The organism is Streptomyces sp. CAI-85 (genome assembly GCF_013363615.1).
Lineage (GTDB): Bacteria > Actinomycetota > Actinomycetes > Streptomycetales > Streptomycetaceae > Streptomyces > Streptomyces antibioticus_B.
This window is the reverse complement of the sequence record NZ_JAANNX010000062.1, coordinates 1-18,832: the sequence shown is the minus strand read 5'-3', so window position 1 is coordinate 18,832 and position 18,832 is coordinate 1. Positions and strand designations below refer to the sequence as shown.

Annotated in this window: 27 protein-coding genes and 1 pseudogene; 10 read left to right on the top strand and 18 right to left on the bottom strand. The window is 73.4% G+C overall.

The annotated features are described in order from the left end of the window. Positions 1-66: 66 nt before the first annotated feature. The 4 genes from G6W55_RS32135 to G6W55_RS32120 form a co-directional block, all read right to left on the bottom strand. A complete protein-coding gene (locus G6W55_RS32135; protein WP_175524229.1) occupies positions 67-804 on the bottom strand; it encodes a hypothetical protein in 738 nt (245 codons plus the stop codon). Beyond that, positions 801-1,508 (bottom strand): recombinase family protein, encoded by a 708-nt coding sequence (locus tag G6W55_RS32130; RefSeq protein ID WP_175524228.1) that lies wholly within the window; start codon positions 1,506-1,508, stop codon positions 801-803. The genes G6W55_RS32135 and G6W55_RS32130 overlap by 4 nt, the downstream gene beginning before the upstream one ends. 231 nt (positions 1,509-1,739) lie before the next feature. Further along, positions 1,740-2,114 carry a hypothetical protein gene (locus G6W55_RS32125; RefSeq protein ID WP_175524227.1) on the bottom strand — a complete coding sequence of 125 codons (375 nt, stop codon included), beginning with the start codon at positions 2,112-2,114 and terminating at the stop codon, positions 1,740-1,742. A gap of 75 nt (positions 2,115-2,189) precedes the next feature. Continuing rightward, entirely contained in the window at positions 2,190-2,534 is a 345-nt protein-coding gene (locus tag G6W55_RS32120; protein WP_175524226.1) for a hypothetical protein, read from the bottom strand. A 178-nt stretch (positions 2,535-2,712) separates the two neighbouring features. Here G6W55_RS32120 and G6W55_RS32115 point away from each other — a divergent pair, with 178 nt between their 5' ends. From G6W55_RS32115 to G6W55_RS32075, 9 genes and pseudogenes are all read left to right on the top strand, one after another. Continuing rightward, the gene (locus tag G6W55_RS32115) at positions 2,713-3,183 is read left to right on the top strand and encodes a hypothetical protein (protein WP_175524225.1); all 471 of its coding nucleotides are present in this window, start codon (positions 2,713-2,715) and stop codon (positions 3,181-3,183) included. A 121-nt stretch (positions 3,184-3,304) separates the two neighbouring features. After that, on the top strand, positions 3,305-3,877 hold the full coding sequence (locus G6W55_RS39055; protein ID WP_254876522.1) for a hypothetical protein: 573 nt from the start codon (positions 3,305-3,307) through the stop codon (positions 3,875-3,877). Next, positions 3,874-4,176, top strand: coding sequence for a hypothetical protein (locus G6W55_RS32105; RefSeq protein WP_175524224.1), 303 nt, complete (start codon positions 3,874-3,876; stop codon positions 4,174-4,176). The genes G6W55_RS39055 and G6W55_RS32105 overlap by 4 nt, the downstream gene beginning before the upstream one ends. Positions 4,177-4,180: 4 nt before the next feature. Continuing rightward, on the top strand, positions 4,181-4,717 hold the full coding sequence (locus G6W55_RS32100; RefSeq protein ID WP_175524223.1) for a hypothetical protein: 537 nt from the start codon (positions 4,181-4,183) through the stop codon (positions 4,715-4,717). Between the two features lie 156 nt (positions 4,718-4,873). Beyond that, positions 4,874-5,434: pseudogene (locus tag G6W55_RS39050) on the top strand (DUF5753 domain-containing protein); the annotation flags it as partial. A gap of 11 nt (positions 5,435-5,445) precedes the next feature. Beyond that, the gene (locus G6W55_RS32090; RefSeq protein WP_175524221.1) at positions 5,446-5,655 is read left to right on the top strand and encodes a DUF397 domain-containing protein; all 210 of its coding nucleotides are present in this window, start codon (positions 5,446-5,448) and stop codon (positions 5,653-5,655) included. 291 nt (positions 5,656-5,946) lie between these two features. Continuing rightward, entirely contained in the window at positions 5,947-6,924 is a 978-nt protein-coding gene (locus G6W55_RS32085) for a hypothetical protein (protein ID WP_175524220.1), read from the top strand. After that, complete coding sequence (locus G6W55_RS32080; protein ID WP_175524219.1) at positions 6,921-7,163, top strand: hypothetical protein; 243 nt, start codon at positions 6,921-6,923, stop codon at positions 7,161-7,163. The genes G6W55_RS32085 and G6W55_RS32080 overlap by 4 nt, the downstream gene beginning before the upstream one ends. Positions 7,164-7,307: 144 nt before the next feature. Beyond that, the gene (locus tag G6W55_RS32075) at positions 7,308-7,850 is read left to right on the top strand and encodes a GIY-YIG nuclease family protein (RefSeq protein ID WP_175524218.1); all 543 of its coding nucleotides are present in this window, start codon (positions 7,308-7,310) and stop codon (positions 7,848-7,850) included. Between the two features lie 59 nt (positions 7,851-7,909). Here G6W55_RS32075 and G6W55_RS32070 read toward each other — a convergent pair whose 3' ends face one another. The 14 genes from G6W55_RS32070 to G6W55_RS39335 form a co-directional block, all read right to left on the bottom strand. Continuing rightward, positions 7,910-8,857, bottom strand: coding sequence for a hypothetical protein (locus G6W55_RS32070; protein WP_175524217.1), 948 nt, complete (start codon positions 8,855-8,857; stop codon positions 7,910-7,912). Then, the gene (locus G6W55_RS32065; RefSeq protein ID WP_175524216.1) at positions 8,850-9,470 is read right to left on the bottom strand and encodes a hypothetical protein; all 621 of its coding nucleotides are present in this window, start codon (positions 9,468-9,470) and stop codon (positions 8,850-8,852) included. Before G6W55_RS32065 ends, G6W55_RS32070 begins: the two co-directional genes overlap by 8 nt. 90 nt (positions 9,471-9,560) lie before the next feature. Then, on the bottom strand, positions 9,561-10,109 hold the full coding sequence (locus G6W55_RS32060) for an RNase adapter RapZ (RefSeq protein WP_254876520.1): 549 nt from the start codon (positions 10,107-10,109) through the stop codon (positions 9,561-9,563). Positions 10,110-10,319: 210 nt separating this feature from the next. Further along, positions 10,320-10,748 carry a hypothetical protein gene (locus G6W55_RS32055; protein WP_175524215.1) on the bottom strand — a complete coding sequence of 143 codons (429 nt, stop codon included), beginning with the start codon at positions 10,746-10,748 and terminating at the stop codon, positions 10,320-10,322. A 119-nt stretch (positions 10,749-10,867) separates the two neighbouring features. Further along, the gene (locus G6W55_RS32050; RefSeq protein WP_175524214.1) at positions 10,868-11,602 is read right to left on the bottom strand and encodes a hypothetical protein; all 735 of its coding nucleotides are present in this window, start codon (positions 11,600-11,602) and stop codon (positions 10,868-10,870) included. 13 nt (positions 11,603-11,615) lie between these two features. Next, complete coding sequence (locus G6W55_RS32045) at positions 11,616-12,125, bottom strand: hypothetical protein (protein ID WP_175524213.1); 510 nt, start codon at positions 12,123-12,125, stop codon at positions 11,616-11,618. 240 nt (positions 12,126-12,365) lie between these two features. Next, the gene (locus G6W55_RS32040) at positions 12,366-14,672 is read right to left on the bottom strand and encodes a hypothetical protein (RefSeq protein ID WP_175524212.1); all 2,307 of its coding nucleotides are present in this window, start codon (positions 14,670-14,672) and stop codon (positions 12,366-12,368) included. 110 nt (positions 14,673-14,782) lie between these two features. Next, the gene (locus tag G6W55_RS32035) at positions 14,783-15,043 is read right to left on the bottom strand and encodes a hypothetical protein (RefSeq protein WP_175524211.1); all 261 of its coding nucleotides are present in this window, start codon (positions 15,041-15,043) and stop codon (positions 14,783-14,785) included. Then, positions 15,040-15,399 (bottom strand): hypothetical protein, encoded by a 360-nt coding sequence (locus tag G6W55_RS32030; RefSeq protein ID WP_175524210.1) that lies wholly within the window; start codon positions 15,397-15,399, stop codon positions 15,040-15,042. The genes G6W55_RS32035 and G6W55_RS32030 overlap by 4 nt, the downstream gene beginning before the upstream one ends. Continuing rightward, positions 15,396-15,947 (bottom strand): GIY-YIG nuclease family protein, encoded by a 552-nt coding sequence (locus G6W55_RS32025; protein WP_175524209.1) that lies wholly within the window; start codon positions 15,945-15,947, stop codon positions 15,396-15,398. Before G6W55_RS32025 ends, G6W55_RS32030 begins: the two co-directional genes overlap by 4 nt. After that, positions 15,944-17,206, bottom strand: coding sequence for a DUF2637 domain-containing protein (locus G6W55_RS32020; protein WP_175524208.1), 1,263 nt, complete (start codon positions 17,204-17,206; stop codon positions 15,944-15,946). Before G6W55_RS32020 ends, G6W55_RS32025 begins: the two co-directional genes overlap by 4 nt. After that, positions 17,203-17,607 (bottom strand): hypothetical protein, encoded by a 405-nt coding sequence (locus G6W55_RS32015; RefSeq protein ID WP_175524207.1) that lies wholly within the window; start codon positions 17,605-17,607, stop codon positions 17,203-17,205. The genes G6W55_RS32020 and G6W55_RS32015 overlap by 4 nt, the downstream gene beginning before the upstream one ends. Next, complete coding sequence (locus G6W55_RS32010) at positions 17,604-17,846, bottom strand: hypothetical protein (protein WP_175524206.1); 243 nt, start codon at positions 17,844-17,846, stop codon at positions 17,604-17,606. The genes G6W55_RS32015 and G6W55_RS32010 overlap by 4 nt, the downstream gene beginning before the upstream one ends. After that, the gene (locus G6W55_RS39335) at positions 17,843-17,971 is read right to left on the bottom strand and encodes a hypothetical protein (RefSeq protein WP_303049955.1); all 129 of its coding nucleotides are present in this window, start codon (positions 17,969-17,971) and stop codon (positions 17,843-17,845) included. The genes G6W55_RS32010 and G6W55_RS39335 overlap by 4 nt, the downstream gene beginning before the upstream one ends. Before the next feature lie 262 nt (positions 17,972-18,233). Here G6W55_RS39335 and G6W55_RS32005 point away from each other — a divergent pair. After that, the coding region (locus tag G6W55_RS32005; RefSeq protein ID WP_175524205.1) for a GntR family transcriptional regulator at positions 18,234-18,832 on the top strand (599 nt) is incomplete at its 3' end.

Here is an 18,832-nt window from a genome sequence, read left to right as displayed (position 1 = left end):
GACGTCTCGACCTGCCGAGCTGCTCAACGACGGACCGGCCGACCGGTGGCGGACGGGGTGGCCGGCCTACTCGTCGTCGTGGTGCAGCGCGGCGCCGAGCACACCCTCGACGACGGCTCGGGCACTGGCGTGCGCGGCGGCGGACGAAAGGAACGGAAGGCTGTACGAGCTGTACGAGGGGGACCGTTCGGGGGCGTAGGGGTCGACTCGGTAGCCCTGTTGGTCGGCGAACACGGCAACGGCGTCCACTGCGGCCCGCGCCCGGTCTGGGCTCACCTTGCCTGCTTCGAGGCGCCACCTATTGGCCCGCAGCACGCGGCGCGTTCCCGGCCAGGACGCCGGTTCGACGAAACCGACCGCGAGCAACTCAACGTGGTTGCTGGCCAGGTAGAGAACCACGGCGTCCGGCTCGGGCGCCCTCGGTGCCGGGACAGCGTCGGCGTGCCTGCACACCATGCGCCACAGCTCGGGCGCCGACACGCGAGACAGGTCGACGGTCTCACTGCTTCCGCCCTGCCTCATGTCCTCGGGGGCGACGTATCCCCGGGCGTTCCCGAGCTCGGCCAACGTGGCAGCCTCGACGGCCACGGCGGCATCCCTGTCGGGAAGCAGCAGCGCCCGGTAGAGCAGCCACCCGGCCCGCAGATGGGCCGCGATGCGCGCGCCCTCGACCCTCCCGGAGATCCCGACCTTCCCCGCGTTGAGGCCCGAGTGCGTGACGACGTAGACGTGCGTCGGGGCGGCGAGCAGCAGCTCGGGCGCCTCGACGAGCGCGAGCTCGGGCAGGCTGTCGGCGGTGCTCACTGCCCGCCCTTCTTCGCCTGGTCGTCGTCGAGCGGCACGCCGAGCTGTCCGGGCACGGAGTCGTCGCCGTTGTCTGCGAGGACGAGCTCGACCTCGGCGGCGCCGATCTGCGCGACCTCGCGTTCCTCGCGGGCCCGTGCGATCTCGCGGTACAGCGTGGCGCGGCTGACCCCGTAGTCAGCGGCGATCTCTTCGGGACGCGTCTCGGGCACCCGGTGTTCCCATGCCACCAGCAGGCGCCCCCGTTGTGCCGCCGTCAGCTTGGACGGACGGCCCTGCGGCAGGCCGCGCGCTTCCTTGGCGGCCCGCGCCCCGGCGGCCCGCTCCAGCATGTACGTGCGTTCCATCTGCGCGAACATCGCGAGCATGGCGATAGCCATGTCGGTGCCGGGGCCCGGGTTGCTGGTGTCGACCGGCAGGGAGTCGCCGAGCGTGCGGAAGGTGATCCCGCGCTCGGTGAGGTCGTGGGCGAGGTTGAGCACCTCGCGCATGTTCCGGCCGAGGCGGTCGAGGGTGAGGACGTTGATCCTGTCGCCGGGCCGGGCGTAGTCGAGCAGCGCGTCGAGGCCCTCGCGCTGCATGTTGGCGCCGGTCCGTTTGTCGACGTAGATCCGCTCGGGAGGGATTCCCTCGGCGGCGAGACGGTCGAGTTGCCGGGTGAGGTCCTGTGCGGTCGTACTCACGCGGGCGTATCCGAGATCCATGACGGCAGTGTCTCAGTTCTTGACGCCGTGATGGGGGTTTTAAGACGCATTTCTGAGACCAACTTTCGAGACTGGCCGAGCTGCGGTTTCGTCACCGGGCACGCCACCCCCACCCCCCGTCTCGTAACCATGCTTTCGAGACGGCCGGGAACGGCTTGGCCCCACTCCCGACCGGACACAGCGACGCCCGGCCCCACGGGGGCGGGGCCGGGCGTCGCTGTGTCGAGAGTCCTAAAAAACGAGCGTCCCGTCGGGTGCCACCAGGTCGGCGAGCCGTTGCAGTTCCTCACGCTCCTCGCTGGACATGAGAGGGACCACATCTCTGATCACGGACCCTGCGGGCAGTCTGGCGAAATAGGGCTTGGTCAGCTCGATGATCCGCTCGCCAGCCTCTGTCACCTCCAGTTCGTACGCCACGGCCCGCTCCGCGTAGGCGATCATCGTCTCAAGCTCGGCGCGGGTGGACGACCCGACAAGGTCGACCTCGTCGGGCGCGAGGGGGCGGCCGTCGCGGTGGGTCCATGTGCTGTAGTGCTGCTGCGGGTCAATGGCCACATCGGCGAGCAGCGTGACGACTTCGGGGCGTACCTGCGGCTGCGTTGACATGCGCTCTCTCCTGTGCGAGGGCGGAGGTAAGGCCGGGACAGTACACGACGGCGCCCGGCCTTCGTCGCGCGCATCTCAGGCCGTGGTGCGGCCGTCGGCGGTGACGGTGACGGTGACGGTGCCGTCGAGGTATCCGGCGATCAGGGCGTCACAGACGACGGACAGGGACAGGCCGTCGGCCTCGGCGCGGGCGTTGGCCTTGTGGTGGACGACGTCGGCGAGCGGGACGACCGTGCGGCCTCGGCCCGGCTCGCGGGCGGGGCCGCCGGCCTCGACGGTGACCGTGCGGTCGGCGTACCCGTCGAGCAGGTAATCAAGGATCACGGCGGGGGCGAGCAGGCCCTCGGCGGCCTGGTCCTGGAATGCGGCCCACCGGGTCCGGTCGAGCCAGAGGTTCCGGCGGGTGCGTGTCGTGGGCATGGTGCTGCTCCTCGGTTGGGTTGGAACCCCGAGAATGACACAGACTCGCGATAGTGACAACGCATTGAAACTCTGACACGTATTCGTGTAGTGTCTGGGGTGTCAGGAAACGCGGACGGCGACCCCGGCCAGGGGGTCGCCGCCGTACCGGAACACCGTCGCAAGGGAGCGTCCCGGAATGATCCTCAGCATCGCACGACTCGCCGCCCGCACCGTCACCACCATCGTCACGGTAGGCCGTGACACCGTCGTCGACACCGTCCGGCAGGCCCGCACGGTCGTCGAGGACGCTCTCGCCGAGGGTGAGCGCGTAGTGGCCGGCCCCGCCGTCGACCCCGAGGACGCCCCTACGGCCGAGGAGATCGCCGAGGCGGCCGAGGCTCACGAGATCGCCCGCGAGTCCTACAACGAGGGGAGCCGGGGCAAGAGGGCCGCGCGCAAGACGCTCGACCGCGCGGTGACCGGCATCTACAACGGATGGGCCGTCAAGTGGGTGCAGTCCTCGCGCCGCGAGTGGGACCGGGACGCCATCGCCGCCGTGTTCGCCGAGCTCGGGCGCGAGATCCCGACCCGCCCGGCCGCTCCCACGCTGAAGCTGTCCCGGGTCGTCGTCGAGGACCAGGACGCCCCCGAGCTGCTCGCCGCCTGACCCTGCCGGGGTCGCCCCGCCCGGTGGCGGCCCCGCCGTTTCCCACACACGACCGGGCGCCTGTCCCCACCCTGGGGACGGACGCCCGGCCCACCCAACCGAACCGAAGGGACCGAACATCGTGGAAGACAACCCCCGCGGCCGTTGCCCGGCCGCACACCCCGAGGACCCGACCCCGTGCGACGGGCCACCCGTCGTGACCGTCCTCGACGCGAAGAACGCCGGCGTCGTCGGGTGCGCGCACCACGGCGCCCGCATGCTGGCGTCCATGCACGGCGCCCGCGTCGTCCCCTTGCCGGACGCCCCCCAGGGAACGGCCATCGACGTGTTCAAGGCGGCCGACGGCATCCGCCCGTTCCCGTGGCTGGCCGGGGCGCCCCGCACCCGTGACGAGCAGCTCAGCCGTGCCGAGGTCCGCGCGCGGGCCGCCGGCCTTGCCGAGGTCGTCGCCGAGCTCGACCAGGACCAGGCGCCCGAGCTCGCCGTCCCGGCCGGGCCCGTCGAGACCAGTCCGCGCGGCGTCCACTCCGACGCCGAGCAGGGCGCCGCGCTCCTGGCGGTCCTCGCCGAGGCCGGTGTCGAGCTCGGCGAGCACGACCGGCGCATCGTCGAGTGGCTTGCCGGATGGGAGTGGTCGACCGTCGCCACCGTCGCATCATGGGTCCGCCGCGCCGGACAGGAGCCGGGCCGATGATGCGGGACGCCGTGACCTGCGACCGCGAGGACTGCCTCGCGGTGTTCCTGGAGCCGCTCGGCCTGCCCGAGGGAAGGACGACCGAGGACGCGGCCCGCGAGGCCGGGTGGGAGCACGGCGAGGCCGGCCACACCTGCCCCGGGTGCGTGGCCGGGCGCGGCCCCGTGCTGGAGCGTGGCGAGTGCGAGCGGTGCCTCGGTGCGACCGTCGACCGGACGACTCCGGACCAGGGCGAGGCGAACGTGTGTCACTACTGCGGACGGGTCGCCCCGTACCCGCCCGGCTCGGGGGAGTGGTGACGCGATGAGCCGGTTGAGCCTGTACCTGTACACCCGACTGCACCCGCGCGGGCGGAAGATCCGCGAGGAGCTGCGCGCCGAGGACGAGCATTACGACGCGCAGCTCGCCGCCGCACTCGACCTCGCCGTTGCCGAGGCGCGCAGCGCCACCCCGCCCGGCCGTCGGCCCCGCGTCGACGTCGACGACGTCCTCGACGTCCTCGCCCGCCCCACCTTCGACGACATCGGCCCGAGCCCGTCCGTCGTGGCGGGCAGACTGCGCGCCCTGGTCGGCGAGCTCGGCGAGAACGCCGTCGACACGGACGCGTACGACGCCGTGCACAACGCCTTCCGGCCGCTGCTCACGGGGCCTGCGCCCTTGCCGGACGGCCTGGTCGAGGTGATCCTCACCGGCCCCGAGGAGACCGTGCAGCGTCTCACCGAGGCGCTCGTCGAGGCGGCCGAGCCCTCGACCGCGACACCGGTCTCGTACCGGCCCGCCCGCGAGGGGACGGCCGTCCGCGCCCGGTTCCGGATCGTCCCGCCCGAGGACGGCGAGTAGCGGTCCGCAATCTCGCCGTAGCGGACGTGAGGCACGCCACACGCCGCTACGGTGACGCTCACTCACTCAATCCCGACAGGAAGGTACAGACCCGTGCAAGATCCCGATGACGTGATCCGCGCGCTCCGCGCCCCCGATCAGCGCAACTGCGGTCGCATGGCCGGCGGTATGGGCGCCTCGGCCACGGACCGGCTCGCGTGTCTCGACGCCGCCGCCGAGTCGCTGCGCTGCTGGTCGCCGCAGCTCGTGCCCGGCCTGCTCCAGACGACCCTGACCTCGCACTGCGCCATCAAGGCGCGGACGCCCTCGCTGCCCGAGGAGGAGCTCGGGCGCCGCATGCAGTCCCGTATTCGCAGGTCGGAGAACTTCCTGCGCCGGATGTGCGAGCCGGGCGACTCGCACGCATGGCTGATCATGGGCGAGGCCGCTCTCGCGCACCCGCCGGGCCCGCTGGAGTTCCATGCTCACCAGCTGCTGCGCCTGCTCGACATCATCGACATGTACCCGCGCATCACGGTCCGGGTCCTGCCGGACATCTCGGCGCACGTCGGCCCCGAGCCGTTCACCGTGCACTCGCTCACCGACGGCGCCCGGGTCGGGCACGTCGAGAGTCTCCTCGGTGGCTGGTACACGACTCGGTCCGAGGACATGGCGCGCCTATACAGTGCCTTCGCCCTACTCGGGCGGCACTCCCTGTCACCCGAGGAGTCACGAGAGGTGATCAGCGAATGGCACACGCGATGCACGCGCAGCACTGGAACGGCGCCCCCTACGTCAAGTCCAGCCACAGCGACCCTGACAACTGCGTCTACGCCGCCCGCCCTGCCTGCGGCCCCGTCGCAGTGATGGACGGCAAGCGGCCGGACGGCCCGCGCCTGGTCGTCGACCGCGCGCCCTGGACGGCGTTCGTCGAGTGGACCGGGCAGGCCGGACAGTAGGGCCCGGAAGGCACACAGCACGACGGACGGGCGGCCCCCATGGGAGTTGGGGGCCGCCCGTCCGCTGTCTATCCTCGCCCGAGTCTGGCAGGCCGGCCCCGCCCGCGCCGAGGGTTCGGTACCGTACCCACCGATGGCCGTCACTGCGGCGGCCCGGCCGAGCTGCTGGCCCGTGACCGGCGGCGACGACGGCCCCAGGTGCACCGCATCACCGCAGGAGAGACCACCGCTCGCCGCCCCTGCAGAGGCGTGCCGGGTCACGGGACTGAGCGCGCCGGGACAGAGGCAGGCATGGTGAAGAACCACGCGCGGAAGAACGCGGCCCGAGGCCGCAGCGCGAGCACGGGAGAGACCCACCGGAAGGCGGTCGACGCCGTCCGTCACGACCAGGCGGCGGACCTCACGGCCGTGTGCACCCCGAACAGCCACCCCGGCGAGGACGGCCGGGTCGAGCACGGCTACCAGCTGAACGTCCTCGACGCGGAGCTGCGCATCGTCGCCACGGTCGACCTGCCCGAGTGGGAGTCTTTCCGCCCGTCGTCGGCCGGGCACCGGCTCATCGAGCACGGCTACATGATCCGCCCGGACGCGCGCGGACCGGAGACCGTCAACGGGTGGAGGCAGGCGTCACCCGGCCTCGACTCCTGGTCGGTCCCGGTGGTACGTACGGACGGCGACGCGGACGGTGGTGACGGCCTGGTGCTCGTCGTCGACCACCCGCGCCCCGACCTCGGCGGGGCCGCCCCGTGCCCGGAGTGCGCGGGGACGGCGGTGTCGGGTGCCTGGTTCTCACAGCCGAGCGACGGGGGCCGGCCCCCGCTCGCCGTGCCCTCGGCCTGCCCCGGTTGCTGGGGGTGCGGCCGTGCCGAGCACGACGACTGCGTGCCGTCCGCTCATGTCACGGACGACCCCGACGACGGGTTCGAGGACGACTATCTCGACGAGTTCGACGACGACCGGGACGACGGCGCCGAGCGGTGCCCGTCGTGCGGCGGCCGCGGATTCAACGTGGTGCAGACGACCCCGGCCGACGAGCCCGAGGACGGCCCCGAGGTCGAGTTGCGCGACCTCGCCGCGAGCAAGGGCGCAAGCATGTGGGAGGTCATGCAGGCGGCGGCGTTCCGCGACCTCGACGCCCTGCTCGGCGAGGGCGCGCAGACGCTCGCCGACCGGGCCGCCCGCGCACAGATCTATCTCCTGTTCCCGTGCGGGTGCGCCGAGGACCGGGTACGCACCGTGCGCCGCGACGAGCTCGGCGGTGCGGCATGACCCGGCGCAGCACCCCCGCGCGCCGCACGCGACCCGTACAGGCGACTGCGGGCACCGAGACGGGCGGAGTGGTCGAGGTCCGGCTCATCGGCCGCGAGACGGCCGTACGGCGGTTCGTCGAGGCGCTGACTGCGGCGGCGGGTCCGTCGAGGTCGACACCGGTCGCCTACCGGCCCACACGCGACGGTGACGGCGTCCGCGCGTACGTCACCCTCGCCCTGCCCGAGGACGACGCGTAAGGCCCGCACGCGGGCACACAGGGCCCCGCCGGGCACATTCTGGCGGGGCCTGTTGTCAGTGCGGTGCCCGATCATGGAAACGCCCCGGCGGTGCTGGAACACCCCGGGGCCGGCCAACCCGACAGACACAGAAAGCAGGTCGACATGACCGACCCTACCGACGACTTCGGCGCGCAGGTGATCGCCGCGTACACCTCCCGTCCGTGGACCCCGGACGAATGGCGCGCGCACCTTGCCGAGACGTACGGCAAATGGCGCCCCGAGCTCGGCCGCGCACAGCGCAGGCCCGTTGCCCGCGCGCTGCACGATGCGGGAGCTCCCTGGACGCTCATCGGCGAGACCCTGGGCGAGCACCGGACCACCGTCATGCGGGACGTCGTGGGCCGCGCCCGGCCCTCATCTGGTGAGGCGAGCAGCGTCTATGTGATCGGATCGCCCGACTTCCGCCCGGTGAAGATCGGCAAGGGGTACGCGCTCGAACGGCTGGAGATGTTCCGGTGCGCGTCACCCTTCCCGCTCGAACTGCTCTGGTCGACTCCGGGCGGCCTGCGGCTGGAACGCGCCCTTCACGCCCGGTTCGAGGCGTACCGCGTTCGCGGGGAGTGGTTCGAGTTCCCGGGTGACACAGACCCGGTGACGGCCGTCGTCGAGGCGGTCGAGCAGGTCACCGCGAGCACCGCGGCCTAACCCTCGGGACTGCACTCGGCGGCCCGCCCGGCACTCCCGGGCGGGCCGTTGCCGTACGCCTATCCCTCGACCGCCTCGACCCGCTCGACGGGGGGAACCTGCGCCACCTTGTTGCGCACGGCGTTCGCCGCCGACAGCAGGCCGGCGTGCAGCTTGGCGTACTCGGGATGCTCGGCGACCTCGCGGAGCGTCGCCCTGCTGAATCCCTTGTTCACGCCCCGCAGGCCGCGCAGTGCGTCGCGGACAGCGTCGAGCGGGTCCTCGACGAGCTCGGCGTCGACGATCTCGCCGTCATCGCCTGGTGTGCCAATTGGCCCGCCGTCGTCCGCTGGCGGGCCAATTGGCACACCGAGGACTGTGCGGGCCGTGCGCTCGATGACGGTGGCGGCCTGGTCGTCGTCGAGGTCGGCGAGCTCGGCAGGCAGGGCGTCGCGGACGTCCGCGATCCTGGCGGCGGTCGCGGTACCGCCGACCTCGGCCGCGACCTTGACGACGGCCCCGAACAGGGCGACGGCCTTGCGCGTGCCGAATCGCTGCTCGGCCTTGCGCTGCTCGCGGGCCTGCCCCTCATTGGGGGTGAAGCCCGTCGCCTGTGCGGTTTCCAGCGCGAGGGGAGCGGCGGACCGCAGGCGGCGGACGTAGGACGCCGACCGGTTGACCTTGCTCTGTACGTACGCGTCGTAGGTGGCGTACTCGCCGCGCCACCAACGTCCCTTCGCGGCCCGTTCGAGGGCCTGCGCGACGATCCAGACGGCCGCATTGGCACTCTGCGCGGCCTGCTCGATGACGTGCTCGGTCGTGTCCTTCTGCGCCCGCTCGACGGGGGTGAGCGGGGAGTCGTCGTCCTCGGCGACCTCGCGGACGTCGTCGAGGGCGGGGAGCTGCTCGACGAGCGCGCGGACGGCGTCGGCCGGGTCGGCCGGCGCCACGGGCAGGGCCGCGCGGTCGGCGCCCGTGCGCTGCACCCCAGACGCGGCGGCGGCGGCGAACTTGCTGCGCTTAGGCACCGCGGCCGCCAATGCCGAGCTCGGTCACCAGGGCGTCGTACGCCGTGCCGCGCGCTGTCACCGGGTTCCCCCAGCTCGCGGCGAACTCCTCGCGGCGCGGGATGGTGGTGCTGGCCACCGTCCACCCGGCATCTGTGAGCACACCGCGCACCTCCCCCGTGCTGGTGGCGTTCGGGATGGTCCGGTTGAGCAGGGCCCGGATGTCGATACGGCCCGAGGAGGTGAGGGGAGCGACGTCGTCCTCAAGGAACTTCTTCATCAAGAGGGTGCGTTCGAGCTCGACGCCCGAGGGGGCGAGCGGCACCAGGACGACGTCGGCGATTCTCGCGGCCGAGGCGATGACTCCGGCGTGGTCCTCGGCCTGCGCACCGTCGATGATGACGTGCGCGCCGTCGGGGATGAGCTGCGGCAGGGTGGTGTGAATGCTGGTCGTGACCAGTGACATGACGGGCATGGCGAACCCGGCGGCATCGGCCCATCGTTCGAGGCTGCGGCTCGGGTCGGCGTCGACTCCGATGACCCGCTCGCCCCGCTCATGGATGGCGTGCAGTAGGTATCCGGCGGACGTCGTCTTGGCGACGCCCGGTTTGAGGTTGGCGAGCAGCACAATCATGGGCGCACCGTATCGGCCGGGCCGGTGTCTGGGCACACGCCGAGGCCCGCCCCGGGTCGAGCTCGGGGCGGGCCTGGTGCGGGTGCGGGTCTACCGGTCGACGACGGGCCGGTGCATGTCCCGGTGGTCGACGGCGACGGCGAGGACCGAGTGTGTCCTCACGTGGTGGGCGAGGTGGTTGACCATGGCGGCCGATCGATGCCGGCCCCCGGCGCACCCTACGGCGACGCGGATGACGCCGCCCGAGGGGCCGGACCGGTACGCGGCGATGGCGGCGAGGATCGCGGCGGCGAGCTCGCGCACGCCGTCGGTGTCCAGTACCGCCCGGGTCACACGCTCGTCGGTGGCGGTGAGCTCGCGCAGCTCGGGTGATACGTGCGGGTCGCGGAAGTGCCGGCGCATGTCGACGACGAGCTCGGCCTCGGGGGCGGGGCCGTGCAGGTAGCCGAAGCTGACGAGCGCGAGGTCGACGTCGCCCTCGGCGGCGACCTGGTCACTCTCGGCGGCCTCGCGGGCGGCGTCACGCTCGTCGAGCTCGGCCATGAAGCCCGCGTATTCGGCCTGGTCCATCTCCTCGTACGCGGCGTGCATCTCCGCGAGGCTCTGCTCGGTCTCCTGCGGGGTCCTGGTGCTTTCCATTGGTTGGTGCCCTTCCTGATCAGTCGCGGACGGCGACGCAGGCGGCGAGGCGTCCGCCGGGCCGAGGGGTCGGGGGGTCAGTGCTGGCGGACGATGCCGTTCCCGGCGGTGCCGTCGCGGTGGGCGAGCTCGGTCATGGTGTGTGCCTCTCGGGTGGGGTGCCGGGCGGCGGTGTCGTCGCCGCCCGGCGGATGGGTGGGTGGGGGGCGGTTACTGCTGGGGGCCGGTGCAGCCGTGCGCGGCCGGGTCGGCGAGGAGCTGCTCGTACGCGGCGGCGTCGTAGGGCGTCCAGCGGTGCGCGGTGATGGTCGCCGGGCAGTCCTCGCAGGACCAGGTGCGGGGGCCGTAGATGCGGCCGCTGAGGCGCTGCTCGGTGCGGTGGGTGATGCGGCCGAGGGTGGTGTCGACGGCGGAGAGGATCATGACGGCGGCGCCGATGGTGTAGGCGAGGTGCTGCCAGTTGGGCAGGCCGGGGGCGAGCTGCTCCTCGATGACCAGGCCGCCGAGGACGGCGGCGGTGAACGGGGCGGCGACGCCGAGGGTGGTGAGGGCGGCGAGGCCGGCCCGCGCGCTGAGGGTTCCGCCGTCGAGGGTGCGGCCTCGGCCGCCGAGCCGGGTCTTGCTGTTTCCGCTGGTCATGGGGTGTTCCTCCCTGTGGTGTCCGGGGTGTCCCGAAGCGATTCCAATACTGCACCGTTTCGTGACTGTGACGCAAGTCCGAGTAGTGCGCGAAATTGCGTCACAGTCCGGGGTGGGTTTCAGTCGTCGTCCCGCATGGCGCGCTCGTGCTCGCGCTGCTCGCGCCGCTCGGTGAGGTCGACACCGCGCAGATCACGCGCATGCCTGCGCTCGTCACGCCGGTCTGCGAGGTCGGCCTCGCGCAGGTCGCGCGCGTGCCTGCGCTGCTCCTGGCGGTCGTCGGCGCGGCGGGCGTCCCGCCGCGCGCCGATGCCCTCGCGGGCGACCGAGGAGACCGATCCGACGGCCGAGGCCCCGGCGCCCGCGACCTGCCCGACGGCTCCGGCCGTCTGCCCGACGGCCCCGGCGACGGCCGCGATGGCACCCATGGCGGCGGCGAACGACCCGCCGTTCGCGCGCCCGGAAGGCTTCGGCGGGGCAGGCCGGCCCCCTCCCCCGGCACCGCCCTTGGCAGCGACGGCCCCGGCCGCCCGGCCGGTCGAGGAGCTGCTCGCCGCGCCGCCGGCCGCGACGAGCTTGCCCTCAAGCCTCTTGCCGGTGGGCAGGGTGAGCCGGACGTGACCGGGCCGCGCCCCGGCGAGGGCGGTGACGTTCGCGGCGGTGAGCTGCTCGACCGGGAAGAAGCACTGTGCGCGTCCGCTGGTGCCGTCGCTGGTGCGGTGCCGCTCGCCGCAGGTCGCGTGCACGGTCTGCCCGCTGGCCATGAGGGTGACCCGGCGCGGCGGGATCGTACGGCCGGGGCAGGTGATGGTGACGCCGTCGATGGTGACGCCGGACATGGTGACGCTGGACATGGGGCGGGCTCCTCTACTTCCGGGTGGCGGTGGCGGTGGCGGTGGCCTTGCTGAACAGGCCGGACGCGGTGGCGGTGGCAGTGGCGGTGACCGGGCCGCCGCCTCGGCGCACCGAACGGGCGGCGACGGCGGAGACGCCGACGACGGCGCCGACGGCCGCGGTGGCCCCGGCGGCGGCCCACAGTGCGGCGGTGATGGCCTCGAACGCGCCGACGGCGAGGGACAGGCCCCATGCGCCGACGGCGACCGAGCAGGCGGTCGAGGGCATGAGCAGGGCGACGGCCTTGACCCACATGGGCAGGGGCTCGGCCTGGCGGGCCGGGTCGGCGGGCGCGGGCCTCGGGTCGGTGTAGGCCCACACGCGGCCGACGCCGGGCACGGTGACGAGCTCGGCGCCCGGCATGGGGGCGGGGGCGGTGTAGACGGCGCGCGCCTCGACGGCCCCGCCCATGGCGGTCGCGTGGCTGGCGGCCGAGGGGTAGACGGCGAACGGCTCGACGGGGGCGAATTCGGGGCGGTTCATGATCGCTGCACTCCTCGGGCGGTGTGTCTCGGTGTGATCGTTTTGTGGCGGTTCGCGGCCCGGTACGGGCTCGGTACGGCGCGAGAAACCGCAGGTCAGTTGTCCGTACGGCGGTCCGGACGGGGCCGGTACGGGGGCCTCGGGCCCGGTACGCGTACCGGTCTGTGAGGGGTCCGTACGGACGGCGTACCGGGCGCTGACCTGCAGCGCACCGGGCCGTACGGACCCCGTACCGAGGGATCAAACCGGGGCAATCCCGGCGGCGGCGCGGACGTCGGCGAGGTAGTAGCCGTTCGCCCGGCCGCCCGCGCTCCAGCCGCGCGCGGCGAGTTCACGGCCGGTGCCGTCGAGGGCGTCGTCGATCGCCTTCCGCAGCTCGCCGCCGCCGGTCCGGACGTAGGCGGCCTGGTCCTCGGGGTCGACACCGAGGGCCTCGGGCGACCAGGCGTCGGGGTCGAGGTCGGCGAGCGCGGTGAGGATCTCCGCCGTCCGCATCCGCTCGGGGTCGCCCTCGGCGGCGAAGACGGCGATCAGGTCGGCGATGATTCCGGCGGGGTCGGTCGGCGCCGAGGACAGGGCGCCCGGCCGTCCCGAGCCGGTGGGGCCCCCCGCGATGGACGACTCCCCGGTGACCTCGACGAGCTGCGCCTCGATCGGGTCCTCGAACTGACCGGGCAGGCGGCTGAGCTCGGCGCGCAGCTCGACGCCGGCGGAGATGAGCGGCGCGGCCCCGTCGTACTCCTCGTCCTCGACGAAGAACCCTCGGATGAGCTCGCCCGGGGCGCCGTCGATATCGACGATGGCGGCACCCTTGAGGGCCTCGGGGATCTCGTGCGCCCGCAGGCCGGCCCCGGTCGCGCCCGGCTTGAGAATGGCGTTCGTCTGGTCCGGGCTGCCGGTGCGGGTGCACACCCGGGCGCCGCTGTTGGACTTGAAGCCGCGCGGCACGGTGTTGGCGTCCGGGTCCTGCGTCGAGATCAGGAGAGTGATGTTGAGGGCGGCGGCGAACGCGGCAATCTCCTCGACCTGCTCGGCGATCCGGTCGGCGGCCTTGACCATCTTCTTGCCGGTGAGGTCGGACGGGTCCGGCACGCGGGCCGAGCTGCTCGCGTATTGCTTGAACTCGTCGATGATCACGACTTCGAGGGGGAAGCGGGCGAGGTCGCCCTCGCTGAGCTTGGCCCGGCCGAGGTCTTCGAGGTAGTCCTCGCGGCGGTACGCCTCGGCGAGGACGGCGTCGAGCAGGGCGACCAGGCGCTCGGGGCGGCGGCCGAAGAACGTGGCGCACACAGGCGCGTATCCCCGGTGTTCGCCCGGCTTGGCCCCGGCGACCAGGCGCAGGTTCACGCGCGGGTCGAGGCCGAGGCCGCAGATCAGGTTGCGCAGGAGCATGCCCTTGCCGGTGCGGCTCATCCCGCCGAGCAGCGCCATGACGTGCCGCAGGCGCAGGCTGATCACCTCTCCGCGCCGGTTGAACCCGATGGGGATTCCGGCGCTCCACACGTCCATGCGGGCCGGGTGGCCGAGCAGGGGCGAGGTGCGGGCGGCGGCGAACGGGTCCTCGGAAGCGATCCATACGCGGATGCGTCCGGGGTGGCCGGCCCCCGTGAGGTCGAGCCAAGACGGGTCGACGCGGAAGGCGGCGGCGAGCTTCTCGCGCTCCTTCACCACCTTGGACAGGGTGAGGTCACCGGGCAGGTCGAGGACGGCCTCACTGGCGTGAGCGGAGACGGCGCGGACTGGGCCGACGAGCTCGATCACTTCACCCTCGCGGGTGAGTCCGGCCTGCCGGAAGGCGGCGTTCACGGAGTCGGCGCCGAGCATCGTGCGGCCGGTGTCGCGCATGACCGGCACGTCGGTGATGGTGAAGGCTCCGCCGTCCCGGCGGCCGAGCTCGCGGCGGCCGAGCAGGTAGAAGACCAGGAGCAGCGGCAGCATCGCGGTACCGGCGAGGGCCAGGCTCCATGCCTCGCCGAGGGCGGCGACGGCCGACACGTAGGACGTGACGCCGGTCGCGCTGTAGACGACGACCGGCTCGCGGCGGCGCTCGGCGGCGACCTTGCTGCGGTCGGCCCGCAGGTCGGCGATGTGCTCGGCCCCGGCCTTGCTGCGGCGGACCTGGTCGGCGAGCTCGCCGTATTCGCCGGCGGTCACGTACGACCAGGCGTCGCGGGTGGCGACCATGGCGCCGATGGCGGCGACCCTCAGCGCGCGGTAGGCGTACCGGGGCGTGCGCACCGCGTGGAACGCGGCGGCGTTGCGGGCGACGGCCCGGCGGTGCTGCCATGCGGCCGGGTCGCGGAAGGTGGCGGGGATGACCGTGCGCAGGCCGGTGCCGTGCGCCTGGTCGTCGAGCTGCTCGACGATCCCGCCCTCGACGACCAGGGTGCCGGTGTTCAGGTCGGCCATTCCGGCGGGGGTGAGGTGGACGGCCTCGCGGGCGTCGGCGCTGAGCCGGGCGCGGGCGTCGTCGTCCATGAAGTTGGCGAGCTCGATGACCTGCGCGCCGTCGGGGGCGGTGTACTCGTTGCCGGGGTGCTGAGACATGATGGCGGGGTGTTCCTTCCTTGGTTGGGTGGGGCGCATGGGCCCGGTCCGGGTGTCGTCCGGGCCGGGCCGTTCTCGTCAGTGCCCGGCGGTGTGGAGGGTCGGGGCGGTCACTTGCTCTCGGTCTTCTTCGCGTCCTCGGCGGCCTTGGCCTTGGCCTTCTTCCGGGCCGCCGACGCGGCCGCGGCCTTGCCGACGCCGCCGACGAAGGCGGGGCCGGCCAGGATGAGACCGGCGATCAGGGCGCCGTTTCCGGCGGCCTCGGCGACCGGGTGCTCGGCGGCCTGCGTGATCCCGACGTAGAGGCCGGCGGGGGCCGCGACGATGAGCAGGCGGGGGGCGGGGGTGCGGCGGGTCTTGCTGTCGCTCACGGCGTGATCCCTTCGGTGTCGAGGGCGAAGAGGGCGCCCTGTCGTTCGGCGAGTTCGGCGGCGAGCTGCTGCTCGCGGGTCTTGCGGTGGGTGTTGCGGCGGCGGACGTAGCAGGCGCGGCAGAGGGCGAGCAGCTCGTCGGGGCCGAGGGTCACGGCGGTGTGGTCCGGGGTGGCCGGGTCGACCGGGGTGACATGAAGCGGAACGCCGGGCCCGGCCGACTGGTGGCACCACCGGCCGGTGACCGGGTGGTCGAGGCGACCGCATCCGCCGGGCCGGTCGTGGGCGCACTCACACCCGCCGTTCGCCCGCCCGGTGACGGCCGCGTACAGGGCGGCCCCGGCGAGGGGGCTCACCGCCCGCCGCCGTTCCGGTCGGCGTCCTGCTCGGCGAGGACGGCGTCGCGGACGCGCTGCGCGTACACCTTCGAGCGGCCGAGGGTGCGGGCGACGGCCGGGGTTGAGAACGTCTTGGGGTTGGCGGCGTGCAGCTTGCGCGCGGCGTCGAGGTCGGCCTCGGCGAGGGGGCGCTCGACCCGGCGGCGGTTCGCGGACGGCCGCCGGGCGGGCCGCCCGCCGCCGAGCAGGATTCGGCCGGCCTCAGCACAGACGATGTCCCACACGATGGCGGGCGGGGCGGTACCGGCGCTTACCGTCTCGGTCCACCCGGCAGGGAGCTGCTCGGCCGTGAGGTACGGCGGCAGGTGCATCCGGTGCCGCAGCTCGAACAGGGCGCGCTGCTCGGTCTCGTACGCAAGCGGAACGGTCGGCAGGTGCAGCGTGCGGTACGTCTGCCATCCGGCCCGGCCGAACTCGGCCAGCCTCGCCGAGCGGGTCGAGCTCTGCCCAACCTTGACGGCGGCGAGCTCGGGGTGCGTGATCACGTAGACGAGTGGGGTGTTCACTTCCGGCCCTCCCCCTGGATCTTGTTGCGGAGCGCGGAGAGGTAGCGGTCGTTCCCGCCGACCCCGGCCCGGCGGATCTTCGCGATGCTCAGTCGGTCGGCTCCGCCGAGCTCGTCGGCGAGCCTGCGCACCGCGTCGAGGTGGCTCGGGTCGAGGGAGCGGACGGGGGCCTTGGACGAGGGGTCGGAAGACCCCTGCATCCCTTTGCGCCCTAGGGGAGTTTCGCCCTCTGCGGGCTCGGCGTGACGCGTCCGGACGCCGGTCCCGCCGCCGCCCTGCGGGCCGCTCTGCGGGCCGTCTGCGGCCGCGTCGTCGGCGTCCGGGAAGAGACCGGCGAGGAACGCGTCGACGTCGGTGATGGGGCGCGGCTCGATGCCGAACGGGCGGCCGCCGTCGGCGAGGCCAGTCTCGTACGCCTCGGTCGCACGGGTGCGGTGGTCGAGGGCGTCGGCGGTGTCGGCGAGGGGTGCGCCGTGGTGGTCGACCCATGCGCGCTCCCATGCCTGCTCGCGGTCGACGGTGCCGTACGGCATGGCGGTGAGGATCATCCGGTACCGCTTGTGCACGGCGCGGAAGCGGAACCGGCGGGCGAGGGCGTGACGGCGGCGGGCGGCGGCCTCGCGACGGTCGGCCCGGGTGCGGCCGGCCTTTCCTCCGTGGCGGCCCGCGCCGCGCAGCTCCCAGAAGAACACGCCGCCGAGGGAGGCGGCCGCGAGGACGTAGGCGAGCCAGTTGCCGGGCGAGGCCGGGGCGTGGCCGTAGTTGATCCACGCGGCGAGCGCGGCGCACGCCCACATCGCTGCGCGGAACTTGCCGACCGGGCGGCCCTCGCGCTTTGCGCGCTCCCCGGCGATGGTGGCGACCCATGCGCCGGCCTCCAGCATCACCGCGAGGCACACGGCGATGAACCCGGGCAGGCCGGGCACGGCGGTGAGCGCGGACACCTGGAAGTAGAACGCCGGGGCGATGCTGCACGCCATGACGACCAGGGCGGCGATGGTGTCGCCCTCGGCCGTCGCGCGCTTGAGGGTGGCGGTGTAGCGGGCGCGGGCCTCGGCGCGGCGGCGGGCGGCGGCCTCGCGCTGCTGCTCGCGGCGGCGGTCGGCCTCGCGGCGGTCGGCGGCCTGCGCCTTCCGGGCCCGCTCCTCGGCCTCGGCCCGCCGCTTGTCGCGCAGCTCGGCGGCGGCGGCACGGTCGGCCCGGTCCTCGGCGCGCTCGGCGGCGCGGTCCTTACGGCGCTCCTCGCTGTAGCTGCTCACTGGTCGGTCTCCTCGGGGGTGCGGGACGCGGCGGCGTCGAGGACGGCGCCCGCGGATTCGGCGGCGGCGGCGCGGGTGTCCTGGTCCTGGGGGGTGGGGGTGAGGTCGAGCCTCTTGCGGTAGGCGGCGGCCTCGGCGCGGGCGTTGTCGCGCTCCTCGGCGGCCTGCCGCAGGACGGCGAGCATCCCGTCGAACTGCTCGCGGGTCATGGTGAGGGCCTGGTCGAGGCTGGCGAGCAGGGCGTCGGCGCGGGCGCCCTCGGCGTCGGCGCGCTCGGCCTCGACGGTGTAGCGCTCCTGCCAGGTGTCGGCGTCGGCGAGGGCCTGGTCGAGCTCGGCGCGGACCTGGTCGAGGTCACCGCGCATGGTGCGCAGGGTGCGGGCGAGGGCGACGCGGATCATGCCGTCACCGCCTTGCCGTTGTAGGTGGCGGCGGCGTGGATGGCACGGCGGCCGAGCAGGACGACGACGGCAGATGCGGCGACGACGAGCACGGCGGCGAGGACCGCGACGACCGCGATGACGGCCGCGCCGAGCACGACCAGGAGCAGCGGCGCGACGAGCGGCAGCATGCGCGGCGGGACCTGGTCGAGGCGGGCGACGAACGCGGCGGCGTTACGGCGGACGGCGGTGGCGGTCACGCGGTCCACCCCCCGACGAGCTGCTCGTCGAGCTCGAATCCGCGGGCGTCGTCGGCGCGCTCGACGTCGTCGAGCGTCAGCGCGATTCGCTGCGGCGGGGCGGTTTCAGGCATGGTGGTGCCCACGGCGGAGATCACATCCTTGCGACTGAGTTGGTGAGTGGTCCCGCCGAGCGCGGGGCCGGCGGTTGCGACGCCGGGCCCCGCGCGCCCGTTTCAGGGCATGGCGGTGCTGCAAGTCCGCACGCTCACCTCGGCTTTCGCCGGTCGGCGATCTAGCGAACGACTCGACAATGACACCCCGCGACAAGCCTTGTCAATGTCCCGGGACAATGGTCTACAGTGAGTCGCAGACGACACCCGCCCGACTGGGGGAGACCACCCAACCATGACCACGAACCGCGCCCCTGTGCCGAAGCACGAACAGATCGCAGACACCTACCGACGCAAGATCAGGTCGGGTGAGCTCGCCCCCGGCGACAAGATGCCGACCGTCCGGGAGGTACAGACCGAGTGGAGCGTCAGCCGGACTACGGCCGAGCGCGCCATGGGCGAGCTGCGCCGCGAGGGCCTCACGGTCGCGCGCCGCCGGACGGGCACCGTCGTCGCCACGCTGCCCCCGCCCGTCGTGACCGGGGTCGCTCGGCTTGAACGGCTTATCCGTACCGGAGACCCGCACGCGGACGGTGAGACGTCCGGGCGTCTCCGGCCGCCGGCCCTGCGGTCGTGCCTCGACCCGCACATCGCCGAACAGCTCGGCGTCGAGCTGGGCGACGAGATCGTGTTGCGCATCCGGTTGTTCCGGCAGGACGGGAAACCGACTGCGATTGGCCTGAGCTGCATTCACCCGCGCGCGCTCGCCCTGGTTCCCGAGCTGCTCGACGACGTCCAGTTGCCCAAGTTCTGGCAACTGCTGTACGCCGAGCGTGGCGGCGAGCCGGTCGAGGGCGGCGAGTACGAGTTCTTCCGGTCGCGGAACGCGTCGGC

What these genes read in the sequence shown, in the direction of transcription:
- G6W55_RS32050 (WP_175524214.1), bottom strand. Translation starts at nt 11,602, where the DNA reads ATGTCCAGCGTCACCATGTCCGGCGTCACCATCGACGGCGTCACCATC.
- G6W55_RS32085 (WP_175524220.1), top strand. Translation starts at nt 5,947, where the DNA reads ATGGTGAAGAACCACGCGCGGAAGAACGCGGCCCGAGGCCGCAGCGCG.
- G6W55_RS32115 (WP_175524225.1), top strand. Translation starts at nt 2,713, where the DNA reads ATGATCCTCAGCATCGCACGACTCGCCGCCCGCACCGTCACCACCATC.
- G6W55_RS32060 (WP_254876520.1), bottom strand. Translation starts at nt 10,109, where the DNA reads ATGGAAAGCACCAGGACCCCGCAGGAGACCGAGCAGAGCCTCGCGGAG.
- G6W55_RS32125 (WP_175524227.1), bottom strand. Translation starts at nt 2,114, where the DNA reads ATGTCAACGCAGCCGCAGGTACGCCCCGAAGTCGTCACGCTGCTCGCC.
- G6W55_RS32080 (WP_175524219.1), top strand. Translation starts at nt 6,921, where the DNA reads ATGACCCGGCGCAGCACCCCCGCGCGCCGCACGCGACCCGTACAGGCG.
- G6W55_RS32015 (WP_175524207.1), bottom strand. Translation starts at nt 17,607, where the DNA reads ATGATCCGCGTCGCCCTCGCCCGCACCCTGCGCACCATGCGCGGTGAC.
- G6W55_RS32055 (WP_175524215.1), bottom strand. Translation starts at nt 10,748, where the DNA reads ATGACCAGCGGAAACAGCAAGACCCGGCTCGGCGGCCGAGGCCGCACC.
- G6W55_RS32100 (WP_175524223.1), top strand. Translation starts at nt 4,181, where the DNA reads ATGAGCCGGTTGAGCCTGTACCTGTACACCCGACTGCACCCGCGCGGG.
- G6W55_RS32105 (WP_175524224.1), top strand. Translation starts at nt 3,874, where the DNA reads ATGATGCGGGACGCCGTGACCTGCGACCGCGAGGACTGCCTCGCGGTG.
- G6W55_RS32040 (WP_175524212.1), bottom strand. Translation starts at nt 14,672, where the DNA reads ATGTCTCAGCACCCCGGCAACGAGTACACCGCCCCCGACGGCGCGCAG.
- G6W55_RS32090 (WP_175524221.1), top strand. Translation starts at nt 5,446, where the DNA reads ATGGCACACGCGATGCACGCGCAGCACTGGAACGGCGCCCCCTACGTC.
- G6W55_RS32065 (WP_175524216.1), bottom strand. Translation starts at nt 9,470, where the DNA reads ATGATTGTGCTGCTCGCCAACCTCAAACCGGGCGTCGCCAAGACGACG.
- G6W55_RS32045 (WP_175524213.1), bottom strand. Translation starts at nt 12,125, where the DNA reads ATGAACCGCCCCGAATTCGCCCCCGTCGAGCCGTTCGCCGTCTACCCC.
- G6W55_RS32120 (WP_175524226.1), bottom strand. Translation starts at nt 2,534, where the DNA reads ATGCCCACGACACGCACCCGCCGGAACCTCTGGCTCGACCGGACCCGG.
- G6W55_RS32075 (WP_175524218.1), top strand. Translation starts at nt 7,308, where the DNA reads ATGACCGACCCTACCGACGACTTCGGCGCGCAGGTGATCGCCGCGTAC.
- G6W55_RS32130 (WP_175524228.1), bottom strand. Translation starts at nt 1,508, where the DNA reads ATGGATCTCGGATACGCCCGCGTGAGTACGACCGCACAGGACCTCACC.